This window comes from Bacteroides sp. AM10-21B, from assembly GCF_003472565.1.
Taxonomy (GTDB): Bacteria; Bacteroidota; Bacteroidia; order Bacteroidales; family Bacteroidaceae; genus Bacteroides; species Bacteroides propionicigenes.
Window position 1 is genome coordinate 46,577 of the sequence record NZ_QRME01000004.1, and the last position, 21,804, is coordinate 68,380.

Here is a 21,804-nt window from a genome sequence, read left to right on the forward strand (position 1 = left end):
AAAAGTAATATATCTCTTTGAGACTGCCAAATAAAAAGGATAAGAAGTGATGATTATCAGATGATATGTGACACTTCCATTATTCATTTCGCATTATACAATTTGTATAATTCAAAATGAATAATTACATTTATATTCACTAAGTGCAGATTAAGCAAATATGAGAAATCCTTTTATCATTACCGGCAACATTCCGGATGTTCTTTTCCGTATGTATCTCCTAAAGTTAAGAGAAAGTGATATCGTTTCAAAACTTTTATAATGCCGAAAGAGCAGAAAGGATTGGAGAAATACTTTATTTACGAAAAAGAAACCTAACTTTGTCGACCGAATTTTGTTATTATTAAAGTTACAAAGGCTTTAATTAGCAAACAGTTATTAACTAAACAGAAAAATATGAGACTTAAAAATCTGATAGCCTGCCTCTTTTTAGGCTTCGCAACAACATCGTGCATTCAAGACGAAGCACTCAACTCCGAAGCAGCCATTGATGCTTGTACCGGTACAGACGTACAATTAGCTCATATCAATAGCGATTCAAAAGAGATAAACATATACGTGCATAAAGGAGCGGATTTATCAAAACAGCAATTACAGTTTAAGTTGCCCGCAGGCGCAACCCTCAAAGCGAACGAACATTATCCGGATGACGTAATGAACAATTACGATTTCAGCAATGACTCGCACTCACGCACCTTTACCGTAACTTCCGAAGACGGAGAATGGCACTCCACATATACCGTAAAGATTATACCGACCGAAGTACCCGGCTCTTTCCACTTTGAAGAACTGCTTCCATCAAGCAATACCGAGTACGACATTCTTTATGAGTTCGAACCGGGAACATCAACCAATGTTTCACGTGTGCTGCAATGGTCAAGCGGTAACCCCGGATTCAAGTTAACCAGTATGGCAGATAACCGTACCGGCTATCCAACCCAGCAAATAACCGACGGCTACCGCGGCAAAGGGTTGAAACTAACCACCTGCGACACCGGCAGCTTCGGCGCTATGGTGAAGATGTATATTGCGGCTGGCAACCTGTTCATCGGCTCTTTCGACTTGGCAAACGCACTAAAAGATCCTTTGCGGGCTACTAAGTTCGGCATACAATATTACAAGCGTCCCGTTTCACTGAAAGGCTACTATAAGTTCAAAGCCGGAGACGTGTACACCGATGAAGGCGTAGTACAGAAAGACAAAAAAGACCGTTTCGACATTTATGCCATACTATACGAGGCAAACGAGAACTCTTTCATGCTGGATGGCAGCAACAGCTTGGATTTAACTTCCGACAAGCTCGTATCCATCGCCCGTATCAGCGAAGAAGAAGCTAAAGAAACCGATACATGGACAGCGTTTGAGTTGCCTTTTGAAGCGGTAAACGGTAAAAGCATAGACGCTGCCAAATTGCAGAACGGTAAATATAAATTAAGTATTGTCCTTTCCTCCAGTGTAGACGGCGCTTACTTCAAAGGAGCTGTTGGCAGCACACTGCATATAGACGAATTAGAACTTATAAGCGAAGACAACTAATATTCAGTATGAAAAAGTATCATTTTATTTGCATTATAGCCGTACTGTTGGCAATGGCTGCCAACGTACAGGCACAAGAAGAAAGAAATAAGAGTCTTATCAACTCCTATCTGCATGGTTGGGAATATGGCATAAAAGCCGGATTCAATATTGGTGGTACATCTCCTATTCCTCTGCCTAAGGAAATACGTAAAATAGACAGTTATGCACCCGGCATAGCCATTGCCATTGAAGGTAATGCCACCAAATGGTTTGACAAAGACAAGAAATGGGGACTCACATTGGGCTTACGATTAGAGAACAAGAACATGACAACCGAAGCCACCGTAAAGAATTACGGTATGAAAATCATCAATACCAATGGCGGAGAGTTGGCAGGACTTTGGACAGGAGGAGTCAAAACTAAAGTAAAGAACTCTTATCTTACCATTCCCGTTCTGGCAAACTACCATATCAGTAAACGCTGGATATTGTCTGCCGGTCCTTATTTCTCCTATTTGCTGGAGGGCAACTTCTCCGGACACGTTTACGAAGGGCATCTACGTACCCCCGACCAAACCGGTTCAAAAGTTGAATTCACCGGAGAAAGTATCGCAACGTATGACTTCTCCAATGATTTAAGAAAATTTCAGTGGGGCTTACAACTTGGCGGAGAATGGAAAGCATTCAAACACCTTACCGTACATGCCGACTTGACATGGGGGCTGAACAATATCTTCCAGAAAGACTTTAATACAATAACATTTAATATGTATCCCATCTATATGAACTTAGGATTTGGGTATGCATTCTAAATATAAAGTTTGAGTGTTTTCTCATCACTCGTCACTTTTAGTGGTAACATATTAAAGCAAAAGGAGTTATCGAGTGATAACAATCATAATAAGGAGTGACGACCACTTTTGGTCGTCACTCCTTATTATAATCCCATTGTTTCTTTTTCTCTTATAATTTACTCACATACAAGGATTTTCCCTTAATCTACATCAAACCGTTAATAGGAGTAAATTTCCCTTTTATTGCAGCATATAGTCCTCAACCATACATACAAAAGAGATTCCGGCACGTTCTTTTTGTCGTTATAGCGTATACTAAATGCCACTATGCACGTAACTAAACCTCGTTTTACAGTTGCGGGCTGTACGGTTTGCAGTTGTGGGCTCTACAGCCCGCAGTTGGCAACCGTACAGCCCGCAACTGTAAAACGAGGTTATACTACTGATGAAAACAGAAAAAACACAAAGCTGGGGTATGTTTTCAAAGAAGTATTTTCATGCACATAATATCTCTAATATTATAAGTTATTCTCCAATAATTTCTAACTCATCAAGCATCAAAGTACTTCCACCGGCACCTTTGAAGCGATCGCCATCCTTACTTGAAGAACATACAATAGCCAATTGATATTCTTTTCCTGCCTCATAAGTTTTACCTGTTAAATAGGTAAATTCTTGACTAAAAGCTGTCCATTCAGACTTATCAGTAGCATCCGCTAAAACCGCTATGGCAACACGACGAGGAGAAGTATTTATATCATGACCAGTCAACGGTTTATTATTACCTTTATCATCTCTTTCTGTCTCATACAGAACAGCCATAATAGAGCACTCATCCACTTTATCCTTTTCAACTATTACATCTTCTGGTTTTTCCGCTCCCTCACCATCAATATACTTTTCACCAGCAGTATATTTATACCATCCTTTAAACAACAAAGGCTTTTTATCATAAGGTATACCAAACTCTGTACACAACATTTTATCAGACATAGCATAATTCATATTAAAATTTCCGGTAAAAACAGAACCTGCAGTTAAAGCTGGAACCAAAGAAGATGTTTGAACACTAGTATCCATAGTAACCAATTTAATCGCAGCTGCACCTGCTACTTTGTCATCCGTTGATTTATATACAGGAAAACCTTCTACACCAAATAGAGATAACAAAGATGCTCCTTCGACACTAGATGACAGCATATCATTAGGAAGTGGTTCTTCATGCGCCGCATTACCTGTTCCTTTTGAAATCCATTCATCAAATGTAAACTTCATCACAAAATTTCTAGTTGGGGTTTTTACTATATATTCCACTACTGTACCATCTTCTGCCAGCACAGTAATCGTTACATCTTTTGAAAGGTCCATAGCCTTACCACTTTCCACAGACGTAGTTGCTTTGTCAGAAACAGTAAACGTAGGAACTACAGTTTTCAATACATTTGCATCAGCTTCCACCGCAGCCTCATCTACTCTAAATGTGATTGTATTATCATCATTAATAACCGGTTGCTCAATTACAATGGAATTTGCTTTGTTAGACATATCGAAAGAGAAAGCCGTAATCTTAGCTTCACTGCTTTCAGAGCCAGTCAGACGAGTACCTTCATACACAACTTTGACTTTCTGCTCCAAGCTGCCTACAGTGGCATCGATATCCATATCAACTTTTACGGCACCATTTGAAGCTGTACCTTTGGCATTAATTATACAAGACAAGGTTTCTACCTTCAAATCTTGGGTACCAGAAAATGTATAAGTATTACCATTCTGAGATAATACACAGTTCTTCAACTCAACATCACCGATAGCAATCCCCATAAAGCTAAAATTAGCTAAAGAAAGATTTATAGCAGAAGGACTGGCCTTTTCAATCTTAATCTTTTGAGGTTCGGAAGGCATAGTAGTTCCCTCTACTGTCACAGTCAAGGTTCCTTTATAATCACCTGCTATTTCTTCTTCAATAACTTTAGAGTAGTCAGGATCATCATCATCGCTACAAGCGGTAAATAAACTCATTGAACAGATCAATGCAAATAAAAAAAACAAACTTTTCTTCATATAAGTACTTGTTTAGTTAATAAAATTCCCATACAATTATGGGTGGATTAATATTCTCTTTTTTATCTATGGCGCAAAATAACAGTTTTTAAAACCTCCAAACAAGGTCTTTTATATAGAATAGATGTCCCTTTTTTCATATAGGAGCATTTATAAAGTTTCTTCACATTCTTAAAGGATTCTATGGATTTACGAACGGAATCAATAGGTTGAAACAGTAATTGACACTCCCGAAAGCTGGAAAATAAAAGATTTATTGCCATTTTTGAAACGTTTTACAAAAATAATTGTTACCTTTAAAAAGTCAAAGCCCGTTATGACAGGGCAAACTGGCACATTAACCTCATTATAAACTCTTAAAGCATTTGATATGTTCAACTCATTCGGTAATATTCTCCGCCTTACCAGTTTCGGAGAGTCACATGGTAAAGGCATAGGCGGTGTAATAGATGGATTCCCCGCAGGAATTACCATCGATATGGATTTTGTCCAATCGGAACTCGACCGTCGCCGTCCGGGACAATCACGTATCACCACCTCACGCAAAGAATCTGATAAAGTAGAATTCCTTTCCGGCATTTTCGAAGGTAAATCCACCGGATGCCCCATCGGATTCATCGTATGGAACGAAAACCAACACTCCAACGACTATAATAATCTGAAAGAAGTCTATCGTCCCTCGCACGCCGACTATACATATAACGTAAAATACGGAATACGCGACCACCGTGGCGGAGGACGCTCATCGGCACGCGAAACTATTTCGCGCGTTGTGGCAGGAGCATTGGCCAAATTGGCTTTGAAACAGCTGGGCATCCGCATCACGGCATACACTTCACAAGTAGGCCCTATCAAGCTGGAAGAAAACTATACCGCTTACGACCTCGACCTGATTGAGAACAATCCGGTGCGTTGCCCCGACCCGGAGAAGGCGAAAGAAATGGAAGAGCTCATCTTCAAGATAAAAGGAGAAGGCGACACCATTGGCGGCGTAGTGACTTGTGTCATCAAAGGATGTCCCATCGGACTGGGACAACCCATTTACGGCAAACTTCAATCTGCCCTTGCCGCCGGTATGCTCAGCATCAATGCTGCAAAGGCATTTGAATACGGTGAAGGCTTCAAAGGTCTGAAGATGAAAGGTTCCGAGCAAAACGACGTGTTCTTCAATAATAACGGACGCATCGAAACACACACCAACCACTCCGGCGGTATTCAGGGCGGCATCAGCAACGGACAGGACATCTACTTCCGCGTAGCCTTCAAGCCCGTGGCAACCGTACTCATGGAACAGCATACCGTAAACATGGACGGCATAGACACCACCCTCAAAGCCCGCGGACGCCACGACCCCTGCGTGCTGCCCCGCGCCGTACCCATTGTAGAAGCTATGGCAGCCATGACTTTGCTCGACTTCTACTTGATAGACCGTACTACACAGTTATAATATATGCAAATCAGGAACTATATGTCAATAAAGAAATATATCGCAGAGAACGAATCCAAGATGTTGGAAGACTTATTCAGCCTTATCCGTATTCCCAGCATCAGTGCGAAGCCCGAACATCACAATGATATGCTGGCGTGCGCCGAACGCTGGGCGCAACTATTGTTGGCAGCCGGCGCTGACGAAGCGTTGGTTATGCCCTCCGCAGGCAATCCCATCGTATTCGGACAGAAAATCGTAGACCCGAAAGCCAAGACCGTATTAATATACGCCCACTATGACGTGATGCCCGCCGAACCGCTGGAGCTTTGGAAAAGCAATCCCTTTGAACCGGAAGTACGTGACGGACACATCTGGGCACGTGGCGCAGACGATGATAAAGGCCAATCATTCATCCAAGTAAAGGCTTTTGAATACTTGGTGAAGAACAACCTGCTGACCCACAACGTAAAGTTCATCTTCGAAGGAGAAGAAGAAATCGGTTCACCCAGTCTTGAAGGATTCTGCCAAGAACATAAAGAGCTGTTGAAAGCCGACGTAATCCTCGTCTCCGACACCAGTATGCTGGGTGCAGACCTTCCCTCACTCACTACCGGACTGCGCGGGCTTGCCTATTGGGAAATAGAAGTAACCGGTCCGAATCGCGACTTGCATTCCGGACACTTCGGCGGTGCAGTAGCCAACCCCATCAACGTGCTTTGCCGGATGATAAGCCAAGTGACGGATGCGGACGGACGTATCACCGTACCGGGCTTCTACGACGATGTGGAAGAAGTGCCGCAGGCAGAACGTGAGATGATAGCGCATATCCCGTTTGATGAGGAGAAATATAAAAAGGCTATCGGTGTAAATGCCCTTTCCGGAGAAAAAGGTTACAGTACGCTGGAACGCAACAGTTGCCGTCCGTCTTTCGATGTATGCGGTATTTGGGGAGGTTATACGGGTGAAGGCTCTAAAACCGTGCTGCCCTCCAAAGCCTATGCCAAAGTATCATGCCGACTGGTTCCGCATCAGGAGCATCATAAGATTTCGCAACAGTTCGCCGATTATATCATGAGTATAGCCCCCGATACCGTACAAGTAAAGGTTACTCCCATGCATGGCGGGCAAGGATATGTATGCCCCATTACGCTCCCCGCATACCAAGCCGCAGAGAAAGGCTTCACCAAAGCATTCGGAAAGAAACCGTTGGCAGTACGTCGCGGAGGAAGTATTCCTATAATCTCTACTTTTGAACAGGTATTGGGAATAAAAACCGTACTGATGGGATTCGGTCTGGAGTCCAACGCCATTCATTCTCCCAACGAAAATATCCCGCTGGATATTCTGCGGAAAGGTATTGAAGCGGTCGTAGAATTCCACTTGAATTACGAATAAAGCTGAGAGCACAGAGGGGACTGTATCTCTGTGCCTCTATTCAAACGGCTTGCGGAATGTACATCCGCTCCTCCATTCGGAACAGCCGTAAGCCGTTTTTCCTTTAATAACCGTTCCCTTTCCGCAAAGCGGACAAGGTTGTCCTACCAGCGCATCGGTCGTTTGCTCCGCTTTCTTTGCTGCGGGCTTTCGCGGCGCTCTTTTCTTTGGCTCTTTTTTCGGTTTATCGGCAGCGGAAGCTGATGCTGCAGAAGTCTTTTCACCCTTTTCGGGTACAGGAGTTTGTATGGTGATATGGCGGTTACTGTTATCGGAAAGTACACTCATCACAATCTCCGATACCATTTGCTTCAACTCCTCCAGAAACTGCGAAGCACTAAATGTTTTTTTCTCAATCTTGCGCAACTTCTGTTCCCATTCTCCAGTAAGTTGAGCTGATTTCAACAATTCTTCATGAATAATCTGAATCAACTCTACCCCCGTAGGAGTAGCAATCAGATTCTTTTTCTCCTTGCGGATATAATTACGTTTAAAGAGCGTTTCGATAATGGCGGCGCGGGTAGAAGGGCGGCCTATACCGTTTTCTTTCAGAGCATCGCGCAGTTCGTCATTATCCACCAGCTTACCGGCAGTTTCCATAGCACGCAACAAAGTAGCCTCGGTATAAGGGCGTGGCGGTTGCGTCCACTTCTCGTATAAGTCCGGCAAGTGCGGACCGTTCTCTCCCGCCACAAATGCAGGAAGCACGTTTTCATCTTCTCCGCCTTTCTCTTCTTTTTCTTCTTGCGATTGTGCCGAGGGTGTACCAAAGACCACACGCCAACCGGGTTCCAATATCTGCTTACCCGAAACTTTAAATTCAATCTGCTCCACCTCACCTATTACCGTAGTCGTTGCAAACAAACAGTCCGGATAGAACACGGCAATGAAGCGGCGCGCAATGAGATCGAATACACGTCGTTCCATATCCGTCAAGTTCTGAGGGGGCTGACCGGTAGGTATAATGGCATGGTGATCCGTCACCTTCGAGTTGTCGAACACCTTTTTCGATTTCGGCAACGTAGCTCCGTCCAACGGAGCGGTCAATGTTTGATAGTCCTGCAACCCCTTCAGTATGCCGGGACACTTGGGATAGATATCATCACTCAGGAAAGTGGTATCGACACGCGGATAGGTCGTTACTTTCTTCTCGTACAGCGACTGGATGGTTTTCAGCGTCTCGTCGGCGGAAAAAGCAAACTTCTTGTTACACTCCACCTGCAGGGAAGTCAAGTCGAACAAGCGAGGCGGGGCCTCTTTACCGTTCTTGCGGGTGACGTTTGTGACAGTAAAAGGAGAGTTCTTTATCTGCTCCAGCAAAGCCATTCCACGCTCCCTGTCCGTGATAGGCTCTATTCCCCGGTTTTCTTCGGGTTTTGCGGCTTTGGCGGCAGCACCTTCTTTCTGTTTTTCGGCTTCCAGTACCAGTTCTTCATCGCTCTTGCGGAGAATGGCCGAAAAGGTGGTATCACGATACACCGTCTTCAATTCCCAGTATTGTTTGGGGACAAAGTTCTGTATCTCAAGCTGGCGGTTCACGATTAGCGCCAATGTAGGCGTTTGTACCCGTCCGATAGAAAGTACCTGCCGGTTCTGACCGTACTTCATGGTGTACAGGCGGGTGGCGTTCATCCCCAACAGCCAGTCACCGATGGCACGCGAAAGACCTGCTTCGTACAGAGGTTGGAAATCGGATGCGTCCCTCAGCTTGGCAAACCCCTCACGGATGGCTTCTTCCGTCAGCGAGGAAATCCACAGACGCTTCACCGGACAACGCGCACCGGCTTTCTGCATCACCCAACGCTGAATGAGCTCTCCCTCTTGTCCGGCATCACCGCAGTTTATAATCATATCGGCATGCTGCATGAGGTTCTCAATCACGCGAAACTGGCGTTCGTATGTAGGGTTGCTGATAAGTTTGATACCGAAACGGGGCGGCACCATAGGCAGACTGCCCAAGCTCCACGACTTCCAGTTGGGAGTGTATTCGTGCGGTTCTTTCAGTGTACAGAGGTGGCCAAACGTCCAGGTCACCTGGTATCCGTTTCCTTCGATGTATCCGTCTTTCTTATCTTTCGCTCCGAGTACATCGGCTATGTCACGCGCCACAGAAGGCTTTTCGGCTATACAAACTATCATTCATTTTTCTCTTTAGTCGGGACAAAGATAATGCAAAAATTCGATTAAGCGAGTTTAGGGATTAACTTGTTCCCTTATTCAAACACAGAGACACTGAGACACAGAGGTTTTGAAAAACGACTTTTATACTATCTGTCATTCAGAGCGAAGCGAAGAATCTACTCTCTCAATGTATACACAAAAAGGAGATTCTTCGCTTCGCTCTGAATGACAGATACTCTTGATATAAATTAAATTCCAATACTTACTTATCTCCGTGCCTCTGTATTCATCTTTAGCACAAATTTAAAAGCGAACTGTACAAAATTGACAATCAAATGCACATTCCGTATCATAAAAAAAACATTAGCGTTCATCTATACGCAGAGAAAAGCGTAATTTAGCAATCGTGGAAATAGCCTCTGAAATCAATTATAAAAACTAATAATATGGTAAAACAAATCTCAATGAAGCACATAGCTTGCCTATCCCTGCTAAGTTCATCAATGGCATACGCTGCCGAACGTCCCAACATCATTTACATCTTCACCGACCAGCATACGGCAAATGCCATGAGTTGTGCCGGAAACCCGGACCTGCATACACCGAATCTGGACAGGCTCGCTGCTGCCGGTATCATGTTCCAAAACGCTTACTGTACCGCTCCGCTCAGCGGTCCTTCACGCGGCGCCATGTTTACAGGACACTATCCCGATGCGGTAGGATTATCAATCAACGGCGCTCCGATGCCTGATTCCCTTCAGACACAAACATTGGGCACACTTGTCAAGAATGCCGGGTATGAATGCGCATACGGCGGCAAATGGCACGTACCCGAACTGGATATCCCCGACAAACAACGCGGCTTCGACCAACTGTACAAACACAGCGACGACGGACTGGCGGAGGCCTGTGTGCAATTCCTTTCCAAGAAGCACAACAAGCCTTTCTTCTTGGTAGCTTCATTCGACAATCCGCACAATGTTTGCGAATATGCACGCAGCCAAAACCTGCCCTACGGCAATATCGGTATACCGGAGATACGTAACTGTCCGGGACTGCCCGCCAACTTCGCCAAGAACCCCTACGATGCCGATGTCCTTGAAAACGAGAGAGCCAACAATTTCAATGTCTACCCCACCGCTACCTTTACCCCCGAAGACTGGCGTATGTACCGCTACACGTACTACCGCTTGGTAGAGAAAGTAGACCGTGAAATCGGCAAGATAGTCGATGCCATTGACAAGAACAACCTTTGGGAGAATACCGTTGTCATCTTCTCCAGCGACCATGGAGACGGACTGGGCGCCCATCACTGGAACCAGAAATCGGCTTTATACGAGGAAGTGGTAAACATTCCGTTCATCGTAACCCTGCCGGGCAAGAAACATGCAGGCAAGCAATTGCCGCAACTCATCAGCAACGGAGTAGATTTCTTCGCCACCATCTGCGACTGGACAGGTGCTAAAAAACCTAAAGGCACTGCCGGAAAATCATTCCGTAAAGTGGCCGAAGAAGGTAACCCGCAAGCTCCCCATCAGGATTACGTCATCACCGAGACACGCTTCGACAGCAGCAAGACGCGAGGTTGGATGGTACGTACCGCACGTTATAAATATGTATTGTACGACAAAGGCAGACATCGCGAACAACTGTTCGACATGGAGAACGACAGGGGTGAAACAAGAAATCTCATGATGGAAAACGCTTACGAGAAAGTGGCGCAGCAACATCGTGACATTCTTGAAAAGTATATGAATACCCATAAGATTAAGCCGACACGTCCCAAACTGCATGATGTACCGGGAAAGGTGCTTCCTAAAAAAGGCTAATTATCAAGCGGCGTATAAATAATATGTAATAGTACTTTCACTCATCTTATTTTTGTAATACCCAATTAAATGAACAAGATTCTATCCATTACTCTCCTCTCCCTTCTACCCCTCTGCGCACAGGCACAGGCAGTCGGAAAGGCAACCGTCAAGCTCTCTGATACGACACTGATGCACGAAATGCGTGCAACTCCTTCACCGCTGAACGGTGCTTCGGTCAGCGACCGCGCCGTATCCTTTCAATGGCCGCTACCGGCAAGCCTCAACATACTGCGAAGCGGTCTGGACGGGACAGAAGAGAATCCTCCTCAAAAAGAAATAGACAAAAGTAAATTACGCTATTTCCTTCGCTATTCACAAAGCCCGGCATTCGAACAGGAAAGCACCGTACAAGTAGAAACACGCTGGCCCTTCTTCAATCCCGAACAAGACTTTACTCCGGGCACATGGTACTGGCAATACGGCTATGTTACAGATGGCAAAGCCGAATGGAGCGAAACCTTGCAATTTACGGTAAAAACCAATCCCCAAAAGTTCTGTCCTCCTGCTTTAGCAACCGTATTGAAAGCGCTGCCCGCTCATCACCCCCGCATATGGCTCGACAAGGATGAATGGAACAATTTCATAAAACGCAGCGAAGGAAAAGCCGAACGCACTACTTACCTCAAACGCGCCAAGAAAGTACTCGTAACTCCGATGAAGTCCGTGAACGATATCAATTCAGACTTAGCGAAGGGACTGACCAACGAAGTACAGAAAAGCGCCATGCTCACTCGCGAAAGCCGCCGCATCATCGACGGTGAAGAAGCCAATACGGACGTGCTGATTCGTGCCTATCTGCTCACCAAAGACCGCCGTTATGCCGATGAAGCCATCAAACGTGTCAAGGAAATGGTAACTTGGGGAGACAACGAGAATGTAGTGGGCGACTTCAATGAAGCCACCCTTCTTTCGCTCTGCTCTATGGCATACGACGCTCTATACGATACTTTGGATGACACCACCCGCAAGTTCCTGCTGAACGAAATACGAAAGTCCGGCAACAGTATGTTCCTGCACGACATCAATCGTTTGGAAAACCACATCGCCGACAACCACGTATGGCAAATGACCTTCCGCATCCTTACCATGGCAGCCTTTACCGTTTATGGCGAACTGCCCGAAGCCGATGTGTGGACGGACTATTGCTATAACCTGTGGCTCGCCCGTTTCCCCGGTCTGAACAAGGATGGAGCTTGGCACAACGGTGACTCCTACTTCGGTGTCAATTTCCGCACACTCATAGAAGTACCATATTTCTATACCCGCCTTACCGGTTACAATTACTTCTCCGATTCCTGGTATCAGGGAAATGCGCTGTATGTCATCTACCAGCAACCGCCATTTTCCAAATCGGGTGGCAACGGCAGCTCGCATCAGAACATCCTCACCCCGAACGGTACGCGTGTAGGCTATGCCGATGCTTTGGCACGTATGACAGGCAACACCTATGCAGCAGATTATGTACGTCATATCAGTGCCCGCCAACCCGATATTCTCGAACAGGGAAGCACCTCAAAAGCCGGAGGTCTGGCATGGTTCCGCCTTCAATGCGACAAGCCTCTGCCCAACGGACCGGGATTGAAAGACCTGCCGATGGGACACGTATTCCCGCAAAGCGGACTGGCTTCTTTCTCCACCGACTTGGACGACACCCGCAAAAGCGCCATGCTCAGTTTTCGCAGCAGCCCCTATGGCAGCACTTCGCACGCCATAGCCAACCAAAATGCTTTCAATACTTTCTGGAACGGACAGCCGCTCTTTTACAGTAGCGGACATCACATCAGCTTCACCGACAAGCACAGTGTTTATTGCCACCGTGCCACACGTGCCCACAACTCCATTCTGGTAAACGGCATGGGTCAACGCATAGGAACAGAAGGTTACGGCTGGATACCCCGCCACTATGTCAGTGACAGGATTAGCTATGTCGCAGGCGACGCATCCAACGCTTATGGAAAAGTTATCTCTCCGCTGTGGCTGCTACGCGGCAAACAAAGCCATCTGGAATACTCCCCCGAAAACGGCTGGGACGAAACAGGCTTAAAGACATTCCGCCGCCACATCGTAACCTTGGGCAAGAGCGGCTATTCGTTCATTTATGATGAACTGGAAGCTGCCGAACCCGTAACTTGGAGCTACCTGCTGCACACCGTCACCAATCCGATGAGCGTGGACAAGGCCAAAGAATACGTACACATACAAGCCACCAGCAAAGACGGTGTATCGGACGCCTACCTCTTCTCTGCCGGAACACTGAAGACAGACACCACCGACCGGTTCTTTGTTCCTGCCGTCAACTGGCTGCGTGCAGACGAGAAAGGTAATTTCAAGCCATACCCCAATCACTGGCACTTCACCGCCACATCGGAGAAACAGAAGGTATATCGTTTCGCAACAATTGTATATACACACGCCAAAGCCGACAACACGGAAAGCGCCCAAACCGCTCCCCGAAAACTGAAAGACGGCAGCATCCAAGTAGGTGACTGGAATATCCGCGCGAACATCTCCACTGCCGGAAAGCCCTCCTTTGAAGTAAAAAATACGCGCAAAGGCTACAATGCAAGCGTAAGCTATAAGGATTACGGGGCAACCGTGATACATGACAATGGCAAGAAAACAACACTGAAAGACGAAATTCCGGAACTGGAAATCTAAAGAGTTGAAAGTTATTAGACTTTCAACTCTCAACCTTTAACTCTCAACTCTTTCGGCTTCTTTGTACAGAAATGAAAGCTGTATGCACAAAACTGAAAGCTAAATCAACACTCCACAACTTTTACAAGACACTACAAAAAGACCGGCACACAGAAAATCCATAATTTAGCATCTGAAAAATTAGTGATAACAAATATCATACTATTAAGATTCTAAATATGGAAAACATTCGAAAGATTCTCCTGCTGACATCATGCCTCTTCATCACCTTAGGTATGTATGCGCAAAGTATCACCGTTACCGGAAAGGTCATAGATGAAGAAGGACTGGAAGTGATTGGCGCCAATATTTCCGTAAAAGGAAGCGCCGGCGTCGGTACTATTACCAATTTAGACGGACAATATACGCTGAAAGTAAACAATCCGTCCAAAGACATTCTCGTCTTCTCGTTCATCGGGATGAGAACCCAAGAAGTACACGTAAAAGGTAAAAAACAAATTAACGTAACCCTGCAATCGGACAGCAAGCTGCTTGATGAAGTCGTCGTTATCGGTTACGGAACATCCAAACGTAGCGACCTCACCGGTTCTGTCGTATCCGTAAAGAGTGAGGACTTGATGCAGACCCCTACTTCCGATGTGGCACAGGCTTTGGCGGGACGTGTGGCAGGCGTGCAAATCTCACAAAGTGAAGGAGGTCCGGGTTCTTCTATCTCTATTAATGTACGCGGCGGTATCTCCATGACCCAGAGTAACGAGCCGCTTTATGTCATCGACGGTTATCCCAGTGAGGACGGTATGTCCAGCCTCGACCCGGGAGAAATTGAAAGCATCGACATCCTGAAAGATGCATCTTCCACTGCCATCTACGGTGCGCGCGGTGCTAATGGTGTAGTGGTTATCACGACCAAAAAAGGTCCTAAAGATGCCAGTAAGATGAATGTCAGCTTCGACAGTTACGTAGGTATCAGCAAAATAGCCAAGAAATTAGACGTGTTGTCACCCGCAGAATTTGCCTTACTTGACTATGAACGCAGCTATGCCTTAAACGGGACTACCGGAGTAAGTACCTTTCAGAAGCGCTACGGCTCTTTCCAAGATATCGATGAAAACTATGCCGACCGTAAAGGCATCGACTGGCAAGAAGAAGCATTGGGACGCGTCACTACCTCCCAAAACTACCGTGTCAATATTTCCGGCGGTACGAAAGAGCTGAAATACGGTATGAGTTATAATTACTTCAAGGAGCAGGGAGCCATGGTTTACAGCGGTGATTACCGTCACAACATCTCCTTCAACATCTCTCACAAGGCATCCTCGCGCTTCCAGGCAAATGCCCGATTCAGCTACAACCAAGGCAAGACCTACGGTATGGGTACCTCCGGCCAAACCACGCGCTTCAACAAAATGGAGCATATTCTCCAATACCGCCCCATAAGCGGCATCAAAGGTAGCGATACTGAATTGCTCGAAGGTGAAGACCCCATGTTCGTAGACCAGCAGGACAACCCGATGCAGAATCCTATTATATCGGCACGGGAAGAAGACCGCACGCGTTTCACACGCAATCTGCAGGCAAACGGCGGATTCACGTTCTACTTTTCCAAGAAGTTAAGTTTCCGCAACACCATTGGTACCCGCTATTACCTGAATCGTAACGACCAATTCAACGGCGACCTCTCTGCCTATGCCAAACGTTCCAGCATCGGCGGATACATACAATACGCAGAGAGCAATAGTTTCCAGACATCCAATGTGCTCACCTTCGACAATAGGTATAAGAAGGCACACCGATTCACCTTAATGCTCGGTCAGGAATGGATAAGCAGTTGGAGCAAATCACTACGTGCCGATGCCAACCAGTTTGCCAACGATGACCTAGGCTTGAACAACATGGGCGCAGGTGTCCCCACCGCCATCTCTTCGAGCTATATCAACAGCAACCGGATGATTTCCTGGTTCACACGTGCCAATTACAACTTCAAGAACAAATACCTCTTCACCGCCACCCTTCGTGCCGACGGTTCCTCCAAATTCGGACACAACCACAAATGGGGTGTATTTCCATCAGTATCGGGTGCTTGGCGTATGTCGGAAGAGCCTTTCATCAAGAAGCTGAACCTCTTCTCCGACCTGAAGTTGCGTGTCGGTTATGGTCTTGCCGGTAACAATCGCATCGGCGACTTCATGTCACTGGATCTTCTAAACTCGATAAAGTATGCCAATGGTTCCGACATTATCACCGGCTACATACCGTCAAGCATCCCCAGCGTCGATTTACAATGGGAAGCGAACAAGACTCTGAACATGGGTCTGGACGTAGGATTCCTTGCCCAACGCATCATCATCACACCGGAGTTCTATCTGAACCGCAGCAACCACCTACTGCTGAACTCACGCGTGCCCTCTTCCTCTGGATTTACAAAGATGATGCGCAATATCGGCGAGACACAAAATATCGGTTTCGACCTTGCCATCAGCACTTTCAACATCCAACGGAAACAATTCTCGTGGAAAACGGATTTCAACATCTCCTATAACAAAAACACAATCCGTGCGCTGTCCGGCGAGGATTATTTCTACGAGGAATATGCCTTCGGATGGCAGCAGAGCACCCATAAGGTTGAAGTCGGAAAAGCCATCGGACAATTCTACGGTTACAAGACACTCGGACTTTACCAAGTGGATGAATTCGACTACAACCCCGACACCCAAAAATATACCCTGAAGGAAGGCATCCCCTATAAAGGAAGCGACCGTAACAGTGTTCGCCCCGGCGACTGGAAATTCGCCAACATCGATGATACGGGTGACAGCAAAGGGGTAGTCAACGAAAAAGACAAGACTGTCATCGGCAATGCTAATCCCGACTTCTACGGAGGTATCAACAACACTTTCAAGTACAAGAACTTCGACCTGAGCATTTTCTTCAGATTCAGTTACGGAGGTGAAGTGCTGAATGCCACCAAGCTGTCCAACACCCAGTCCGGAAAACTGAATTACAATGTGCTGGACATCTGCAACATGAACAATCGCTGGACATATATCGACAGACAGACCGGCAAGCTAATAACCGACCCCGAGCAACTGAAAGCCGTCAATACCGGACGAACCATAGCCAGTATATACGACATGGAACAAGGCGACAAGTATATTCACTCCTGGGCTGTGGAAGACGCTTCTTTCCTCCGTCTGCAAAACGTGTCACTGGGCTATAACTTCCCGAAGCAACTCATTCGGAAATACTCCATACAGCGGTTACGACTCTATTTCACCGCCAATAACCTCTTTGTATGGACTCCATACAGCGGCTTCGACCCGGAAACTTCCGTATCAGGCAGTGGGTTGACACGTGGAATCGACTTCGGCTCTTATCCGCGCAACCGTTCGTTTGTCTTCGGATTAAACCTCACTTTATAAACCTATAAAATAAATATCGATATGAAACAGTTCAAACATATATGTCTTTCAAACATACTCCTCATGGGAGTCATGACTCTATCCGCCTGTGCGGACATACTGACAGAAAAGCCACAGAATGTCTATGAAAAGGACGACTACTTTACCAAAGAGGTAAATGCAGAAATGGCAGTCATCGGTGTCTATGCCGGACTGACCGAAGACTACAATCTCTGGGGGGCAGATGACATCTATTACTCCAGCCGTGTACAGAATGATAACAGCAAGGATGCCATCTTCATGTACATCATGACGCCCGCTAACCAGGCGATCAACACAGCATGGAGAACCAAGTACGCCATTCTGAACCGCGCCAACTATACTATTAACGGCATACAAGGCATGAAAGACTACCGGAACAGCATCACGCTGCAGACCTACGTAGCGGAAGCCATGTTCGTACGCGCCATGGTATCTTTCGATCTCGTACGGATGTGGGGGGACGTTCCCTATACCACCGATTACAGTAAAGACTACGAAAACAGTTACAGACCACGCACCGACCGGGAAGTCATTTACGACCAGATAGTAAGCGACCTGACTTTCGCCAAGGAACACCTGCCATGGGCCACTGCCAGTTCCTCGCCGGAACGCGCCACTCAAGGGGCGGCAAGAGCCCTGCTAATGCGCGTATTACTGCAGCGTGCCGGCTACAGCCTGCAAGCCAACGGTTCTCTGGAACGCCCTGAAGACTCCCAACGCCGGATATACTTCAAAGCTGTAACGAAAGAGTGGGAAGCCTTCCAGGGAGCAGGCGGCAACTATCACGGCTTCTATGACGATGCCGCCAACAGCTACGAAGCACTGTTCAAGAGTTTCTCTGCCGAAATCCTAAACAGCAAGGAGAGCCTGTTCGAAATAGCTTTCCAATACCCTAACCGCAAAGGTTCGCTCGGTTCCGCAATAGGAGTACAGGTAGCACAGCCCAGTGTAGAAGGTAACGAGAAAAACAATGTCATGGGGCGTGCCGCCGTACAATACCGCTGCCTGCCCGAATGGAAAGGATTCTTTGAAGCGACAGACCAGCGCCGTGATGTACTGGTCGCCCAACACCAATGGAACTGGGACAATGAAAAGAAGACACACGTCAAAAGAGATATCACCGGCTATGCCTTTGTCGGCAAGTGGAGACGCGAATGGATGCCGCTAGGCTATGAAGAATTGAACACAACTGACGTCAACCTCTGCTATATACGCTATGCTGAAGTGGTATTGTCCGCAGCCGAAGCCTATAATGAACTGGGCGAAACCGGCAAAGCCTGGGAACTCATCAACAAAGTGCGAAACCGTGCCAAAGCCACAGCGCTGAGCGCAGCCAACTACAGCACCCTGATGAAAGCCCCGCAGGTACTGGACCTCGCCTTCATCAACGACACCGACGAAGCCGGCAAGATACGCACCGTCCTTTATTGGGAGCGCGCCTTCGAACTTGCCTGCGAAGGAGTCCGCAAGTACGACCTTATCCGCTGGGGTATCCTCAAAGAAACCTTGCAACTGATGGGCGGCATCACTACGGTTAACACCAGCAGAAATACACCCTATCCTGCCGGAGAAAACTTCCATGGTGGCAAGCACGAACTCTTCCCTATACCGGAAGACGAACTGCAAATAAACTACAAATTAGAAAATAAGAACAATCCCGGATACTGATACCGTCAAGAAACAATAAATCATACACTATAACTAAAAATACAAATCATAAATTCCATTATCATGAAAAAACAAGCCATCCGACAATGGGCGTTAATACTTGTCCTTGTTCTGACAACGATGCCAGCAACATTGGCACAAAAGACCAACCTGGAGCGTGTGCACGAAAACGTACGCGTCACCCCCTATCCCCAGCAGGATAACCCACTGTACCTGAACCCTTCGCCACTGATAGTACCGGCACAAATGCGCAAGGCGGAATTCCTACAATTCCAACTGTCGCAAAACCAGGCATTCCCCGCAGAAAAGACCATACAGTCCAAACCTCTTCCCTGGTGTATGTTTAACCCGCACACCGTACTGAAGAATGGCACGTGGTACTGGCGTTTCCGCTCCATAAGCAAAGACAAGAAAGCGACCGAATGGAGCGAGACCTATCATTTCAATGTAACGGAAGACGTTCCGCAATTCGTCACCCCCACCTTCGACACTTTCTTCAAGAACCTGCCGAAAGCCTATCCGCGTATGTACTGCTTCCTGAACAAGGGATTGGAAAAAGGAAAGGCGACCATTGCCACGCATCCCGAATACAAAGAGATGAAAAGGCGTGCGGACGGTGCCATGAACAACAGCTATGAGACCAACCCACAGCCTTACAAAGCAATGGCAAAGATAGCGCTCGACTTCAACTTCCTCCATACCATCTACCGTGCCACCGGCGAGAAGCAATATGCCGACAAAATGCTTGCCGTTATCCGTGCCCTGCTTGCCGTTCCCCACGACATGACCTTGAACAACGACTTCATCTGCGGCGACATCCTCGACACCTTCCTGCAAGTCTACGATGCCTGCCACGACCAACTGACCGACGCCGAACGCAAAGAGATAGAGAAGCGTGTGTTCGCTTCAGCCAAATACCACCACAAGCAGCATCGAAACGGCGGAGTGGAAAACCACATTTTCGACAACCACTATTGGCAACGCACCTTCCGCGAAATGCTGCAACTGGGGGTGATGTTCGGTGATACCCGCGATGACGCCAAAGAGATTCTTGAATACTGCTACGAACTTTGGACGGCACGCGCTCCGGCATCCGCTTTCAACCACGACGGCGAATGGCACAACGGACAAGGCTACTTCAACGCCAACACCAAGACCTTGTGGTATGTACCGGCACTGCTATCATACGTCACAAAGACAGACTTCCTGCAACACCCATTCTACAAGAACCTGGGACGCGCTCTGGTCTATGCATTCCCACCCAGAAGCAAGAGTGCCGGATTCGGCGACGGAAATGAAAAAGAAAACGCTCCTCAGCGCCAACGCGTAGCGCTTGCCGATTACCTCGCTCGCGAACTGCAAGACCCTTACGCAATATGGTATTGCAACGAGACCAAAGCTGCTACAGGAGATTTCGACAGCCGTCTCCAGCGTATAGGTTCTTTAAAGAGCTACCCTGCTTCCGCTCCGCTGCCCGCCGATGCACCCAAAGCGCTTTGGATGCAAGACACCGGCGAATTGCTGGCACACAGCAACCTCAACCGTTACCGAGAGAACACATTCCTCAGTTTCCGTTCCAGTCCTTTCGGATCGGGCAGCCATACGCTTGCCGACCAAAACGGTTTCAATCTGCATTATCGCGGAGTGCCTGTCTACCGTTCCACCGGTTACTACCTGCACTTCAACGACCCACACAACCTGTTATCCTACCGCCACACCCGCGCACACAACACGATTCTTGTTGACGGTATCGGGCAGCCTTTCACCACCCGCGCCTACGGCAAGATTGTCCGTATGCTCAGCGGAAAGAATATCTCCTATGCCTGCGGTGACGCGTCGAACGCTTATTGCGGTCTGACGGATTACCCCATGTGGAAAAAGAACTTCAAGAGCGTCAAGGTAGAGGAATCCGTGGCAAACGGTTTCGGCGAAACGCCGCTAAAGAAATACCGCCGCCACATCCTGCTGCTACACCCCAACATCGTGGTCATCTACGATGAACTGGAAGCGGAAAAGCCTGTGCGCTGGGATTGGCTGCTACACAGCCCCGTGCAGTTCAAGCTCGATGAGAATGGTAAGGACAAGACACTTACCACCTACTACCCCGAGAAGAAATTTACTTCCACCGCCTATATGTTCAGCAACTCCGATTGTACTCTGTCTCAGACCGACAAATTCTTCTCGGCACCCGACCCCAAGAAGATGCGCAAAGGCAGAAGTTACCCCAACCAGTGGCACATGACCGCCGCTTACGAAAAGAGCACCGCCAACCGTATCCTCACTGTCATCCTTCTGCTCCCCGACGGCAGCAAGCCCTACACCGTGATACATGACAAGAACGGAACGCCCAATGATTTCATCCTTGCCGGAAAATGGAAACTCAGGGCACAGCTTGACCCGAAACAGCCTGCTGAGCTCCTGATACGTGACCCGAAATCCGGGGTGCTTTTCAGCTTAGGCAACAAGAACCTCCGAATTGAAGGAGAGGACTACAAACGCACACCCGGCACATCGGTGCTTTTCGATGAAATGGATGGCAAATGGACCATCCACGAGATGTCAGACATTGAGCCGCGACCAACGGGAAAAGTAACAAAATAACCGTATTAACAAACAAAGAGCCGGTAAAAAACCACACACGATATATCTTAAACCCTTTCAGTATGTACAATACTGAAAGGGACTTAAACAGAATTAAAAGCCAATTCACCGGCATTGAACAAAGATAAGACGAGAAAGAAATCCCTTTTCCTATAAAGCATATACATTTGCTAACAGAAAAACAATAAAAACGTAGAGACTGAAAAACA

11 protein-coding genes are annotated in these 21,804 nt (G+C 47.1%); 9 read left to right on the top strand and 2 right to left on the bottom strand.

Features of this window, described 5'->3' with window-relative positions; all coding sequences use genetic code 11:
* Positions 1–396: 396 nt before the first annotated feature.
* Positions 397–1,536, top strand: a complete 1,140-nt coding sequence (locus DW121_RS06255) for a PCMD domain-containing protein (RefSeq protein ID WP_118323308.1) — start codon at positions 397–399, stop codon at positions 1,534–1,536.
* Positions 1,537–1,544: 8 nt separating this feature from the next.
* Positions 1,545–2,330, top strand: coding sequence for a porin family protein (locus DW121_RS06260; RefSeq protein WP_118323309.1), 786 nt, complete (start codon positions 1,545–1,547; stop codon positions 2,328–2,330).
* Positions 2,331–2,837: 507 nt separating this feature from the next.
* Here the strand turns inward: DW121_RS06260 and DW121_RS06265 are convergent.
* Positions 2,838–4,373, bottom strand: coding sequence for a PCMD domain-containing protein (locus tag DW121_RS06265; RefSeq protein ID WP_118323310.1), 1,536 nt, complete (start codon positions 4,371–4,373; stop codon positions 2,838–2,840).
* Positions 4,374–4,743: 370 nt separating this feature from the next.
* Between DW121_RS06265 and aroC the strand changes: the two genes are divergently transcribed.
* Together aroC and DW121_RS06275 are read left to right on the top strand one after the other, a co-directional pair.
* Positions 4,744–5,820, top strand: coding sequence for a chorismate synthase (aroC, locus tag DW121_RS06270; protein WP_118323311.1), 1,077 nt, complete (start codon positions 4,744–4,746; stop codon positions 5,818–5,820).
* A 21-nt stretch (positions 5,821–5,841) separates the two neighbouring features.
* Positions 5,842–7,197 carry a dipeptidase gene (locus DW121_RS06275; RefSeq protein WP_118323415.1) on the top strand — a complete coding sequence of 452 codons (1,356 nt, stop codon included), beginning with the start codon at positions 5,842–5,844 and terminating at the stop codon, positions 7,195–7,197.
* Between the two features lie 36 nt (positions 7,198–7,233).
* On the opposite strand, the gene DW121_RS06280 is transcribed toward DW121_RS06275, so the two are convergent.
* The gene (locus tag DW121_RS06280) at positions 7,234–9,375 is read right to left on the bottom strand and encodes a DNA topoisomerase 3 (protein ID WP_118323312.1); all 2,142 of its coding nucleotides are present in this window, start codon (positions 9,373–9,375) and stop codon (positions 7,234–7,236) included.
* 485 nt (positions 9,376–9,860) lie between these two features.
* Between DW121_RS06280 and DW121_RS06285 the strand changes: the two genes are divergently transcribed.
* From DW121_RS06285 to DW121_RS06305, 5 genes are all read left to right on the top strand, one after another.
* Complete coding sequence (locus DW121_RS06285; RefSeq protein WP_117710837.1) at positions 9,861–11,186, top strand: sulfatase; 1,326 nt, start codon at positions 9,861–9,863, stop codon at positions 11,184–11,186.
* Positions 11,187–11,255: 69 nt separating this feature from the next.
* Positions 11,256–13,886 (top strand): DUF4962 domain-containing protein, encoded by a 2,631-nt coding sequence (locus DW121_RS06290; RefSeq protein ID WP_118323313.1) that lies wholly within the window; start codon positions 11,256–11,258, stop codon positions 13,884–13,886.
* A gap of 218 nt (positions 13,887–14,104) precedes the next feature.
* A complete protein-coding gene (locus DW121_RS06295) occupies positions 14,105–17,305 on the top strand; it encodes a SusC/RagA family TonB-linked outer membrane protein (protein WP_118323314.1) in 3,201 nt (1,066 codons plus the stop codon).
* A gap of 21 nt (positions 17,306–17,326) precedes the next feature.
* Positions 17,327–18,994 carry a RagB/SusD family nutrient uptake outer membrane protein gene (locus DW121_RS06300; protein ID WP_117710840.1) on the top strand — a complete coding sequence of 556 codons (1,668 nt, stop codon included), beginning with the start codon at positions 17,327–17,329 and terminating at the stop codon, positions 18,992–18,994.
* A gap of 63 nt (positions 18,995–19,057) precedes the next feature.
* Positions 19,058–21,595 carry a DUF4962 domain-containing protein gene (locus DW121_RS06305; RefSeq protein ID WP_118323315.1) on the top strand — a complete coding sequence of 846 codons (2,538 nt, stop codon included), beginning with the start codon at positions 19,058–19,060 and terminating at the stop codon, positions 21,593–21,595.
* Positions 21,596–21,804: the final 209 nt, after the last annotated feature.

Bases quoted from the DNA above. Each gene is read 5' to 3' on its own strand.
- DW121_RS06255 (WP_118323308.1), top strand. From the start codon at position 397: ATGAGACTTAAAAATCTGATAGCCTGCCTCTTTTTAGGCTTCGCAACA.
- DW121_RS06260 (WP_118323309.1), top strand. From the start codon at position 1,545: ATGAAAAAGTATCATTTTATTTGCATTATAGCCGTACTGTTGGCAATG.
- DW121_RS06265 (WP_118323310.1), bottom strand. From the start codon at position 4,373: ATGAAGAAAAGTTTGTTTTTTTTATTTGCATTGATCTGTTCAATGAGT.
- aroC (WP_118323311.1), top strand. From the start codon at position 4,744: ATGTTCAACTCATTCGGTAATATTCTCCGCCTTACCAGTTTCGGAGAG.
- DW121_RS06275 (WP_118323415.1), top strand. From the start codon at position 5,842: ATGTCAATAAAGAAATATATCGCAGAGAACGAATCCAAGATGTTGGAA.
- DW121_RS06280 (WP_118323312.1), bottom strand. From the start codon at position 9,375: ATGATAGTTTGTATAGCCGAAAAGCCTTCTGTGGCGCGTGACATAGCC.
- DW121_RS06285 (WP_117710837.1), top strand. From the start codon at position 9,861: ATGGCATACGCTGCCGAACGTCCCAACATCATTTACATCTTCACCGAC.
- DW121_RS06290 (WP_118323313.1), top strand. From the start codon at position 11,256: ATGAACAAGATTCTATCCATTACTCTCCTCTCCCTTCTACCCCTCTGC.
- DW121_RS06295 (WP_118323314.1), top strand. From the start codon at position 14,105: ATGGAAAACATTCGAAAGATTCTCCTGCTGACATCATGCCTCTTCATC.
- DW121_RS06300 (WP_117710840.1), top strand. From the start codon at position 17,327: ATGAAACAGTTCAAACATATATGTCTTTCAAACATACTCCTCATGGGA.
- DW121_RS06305 (WP_118323315.1), top strand. From the start codon at position 19,058: ATGAAAAAACAAGCCATCCGACAATGGGCGTTAATACTTGTCCTTGTT.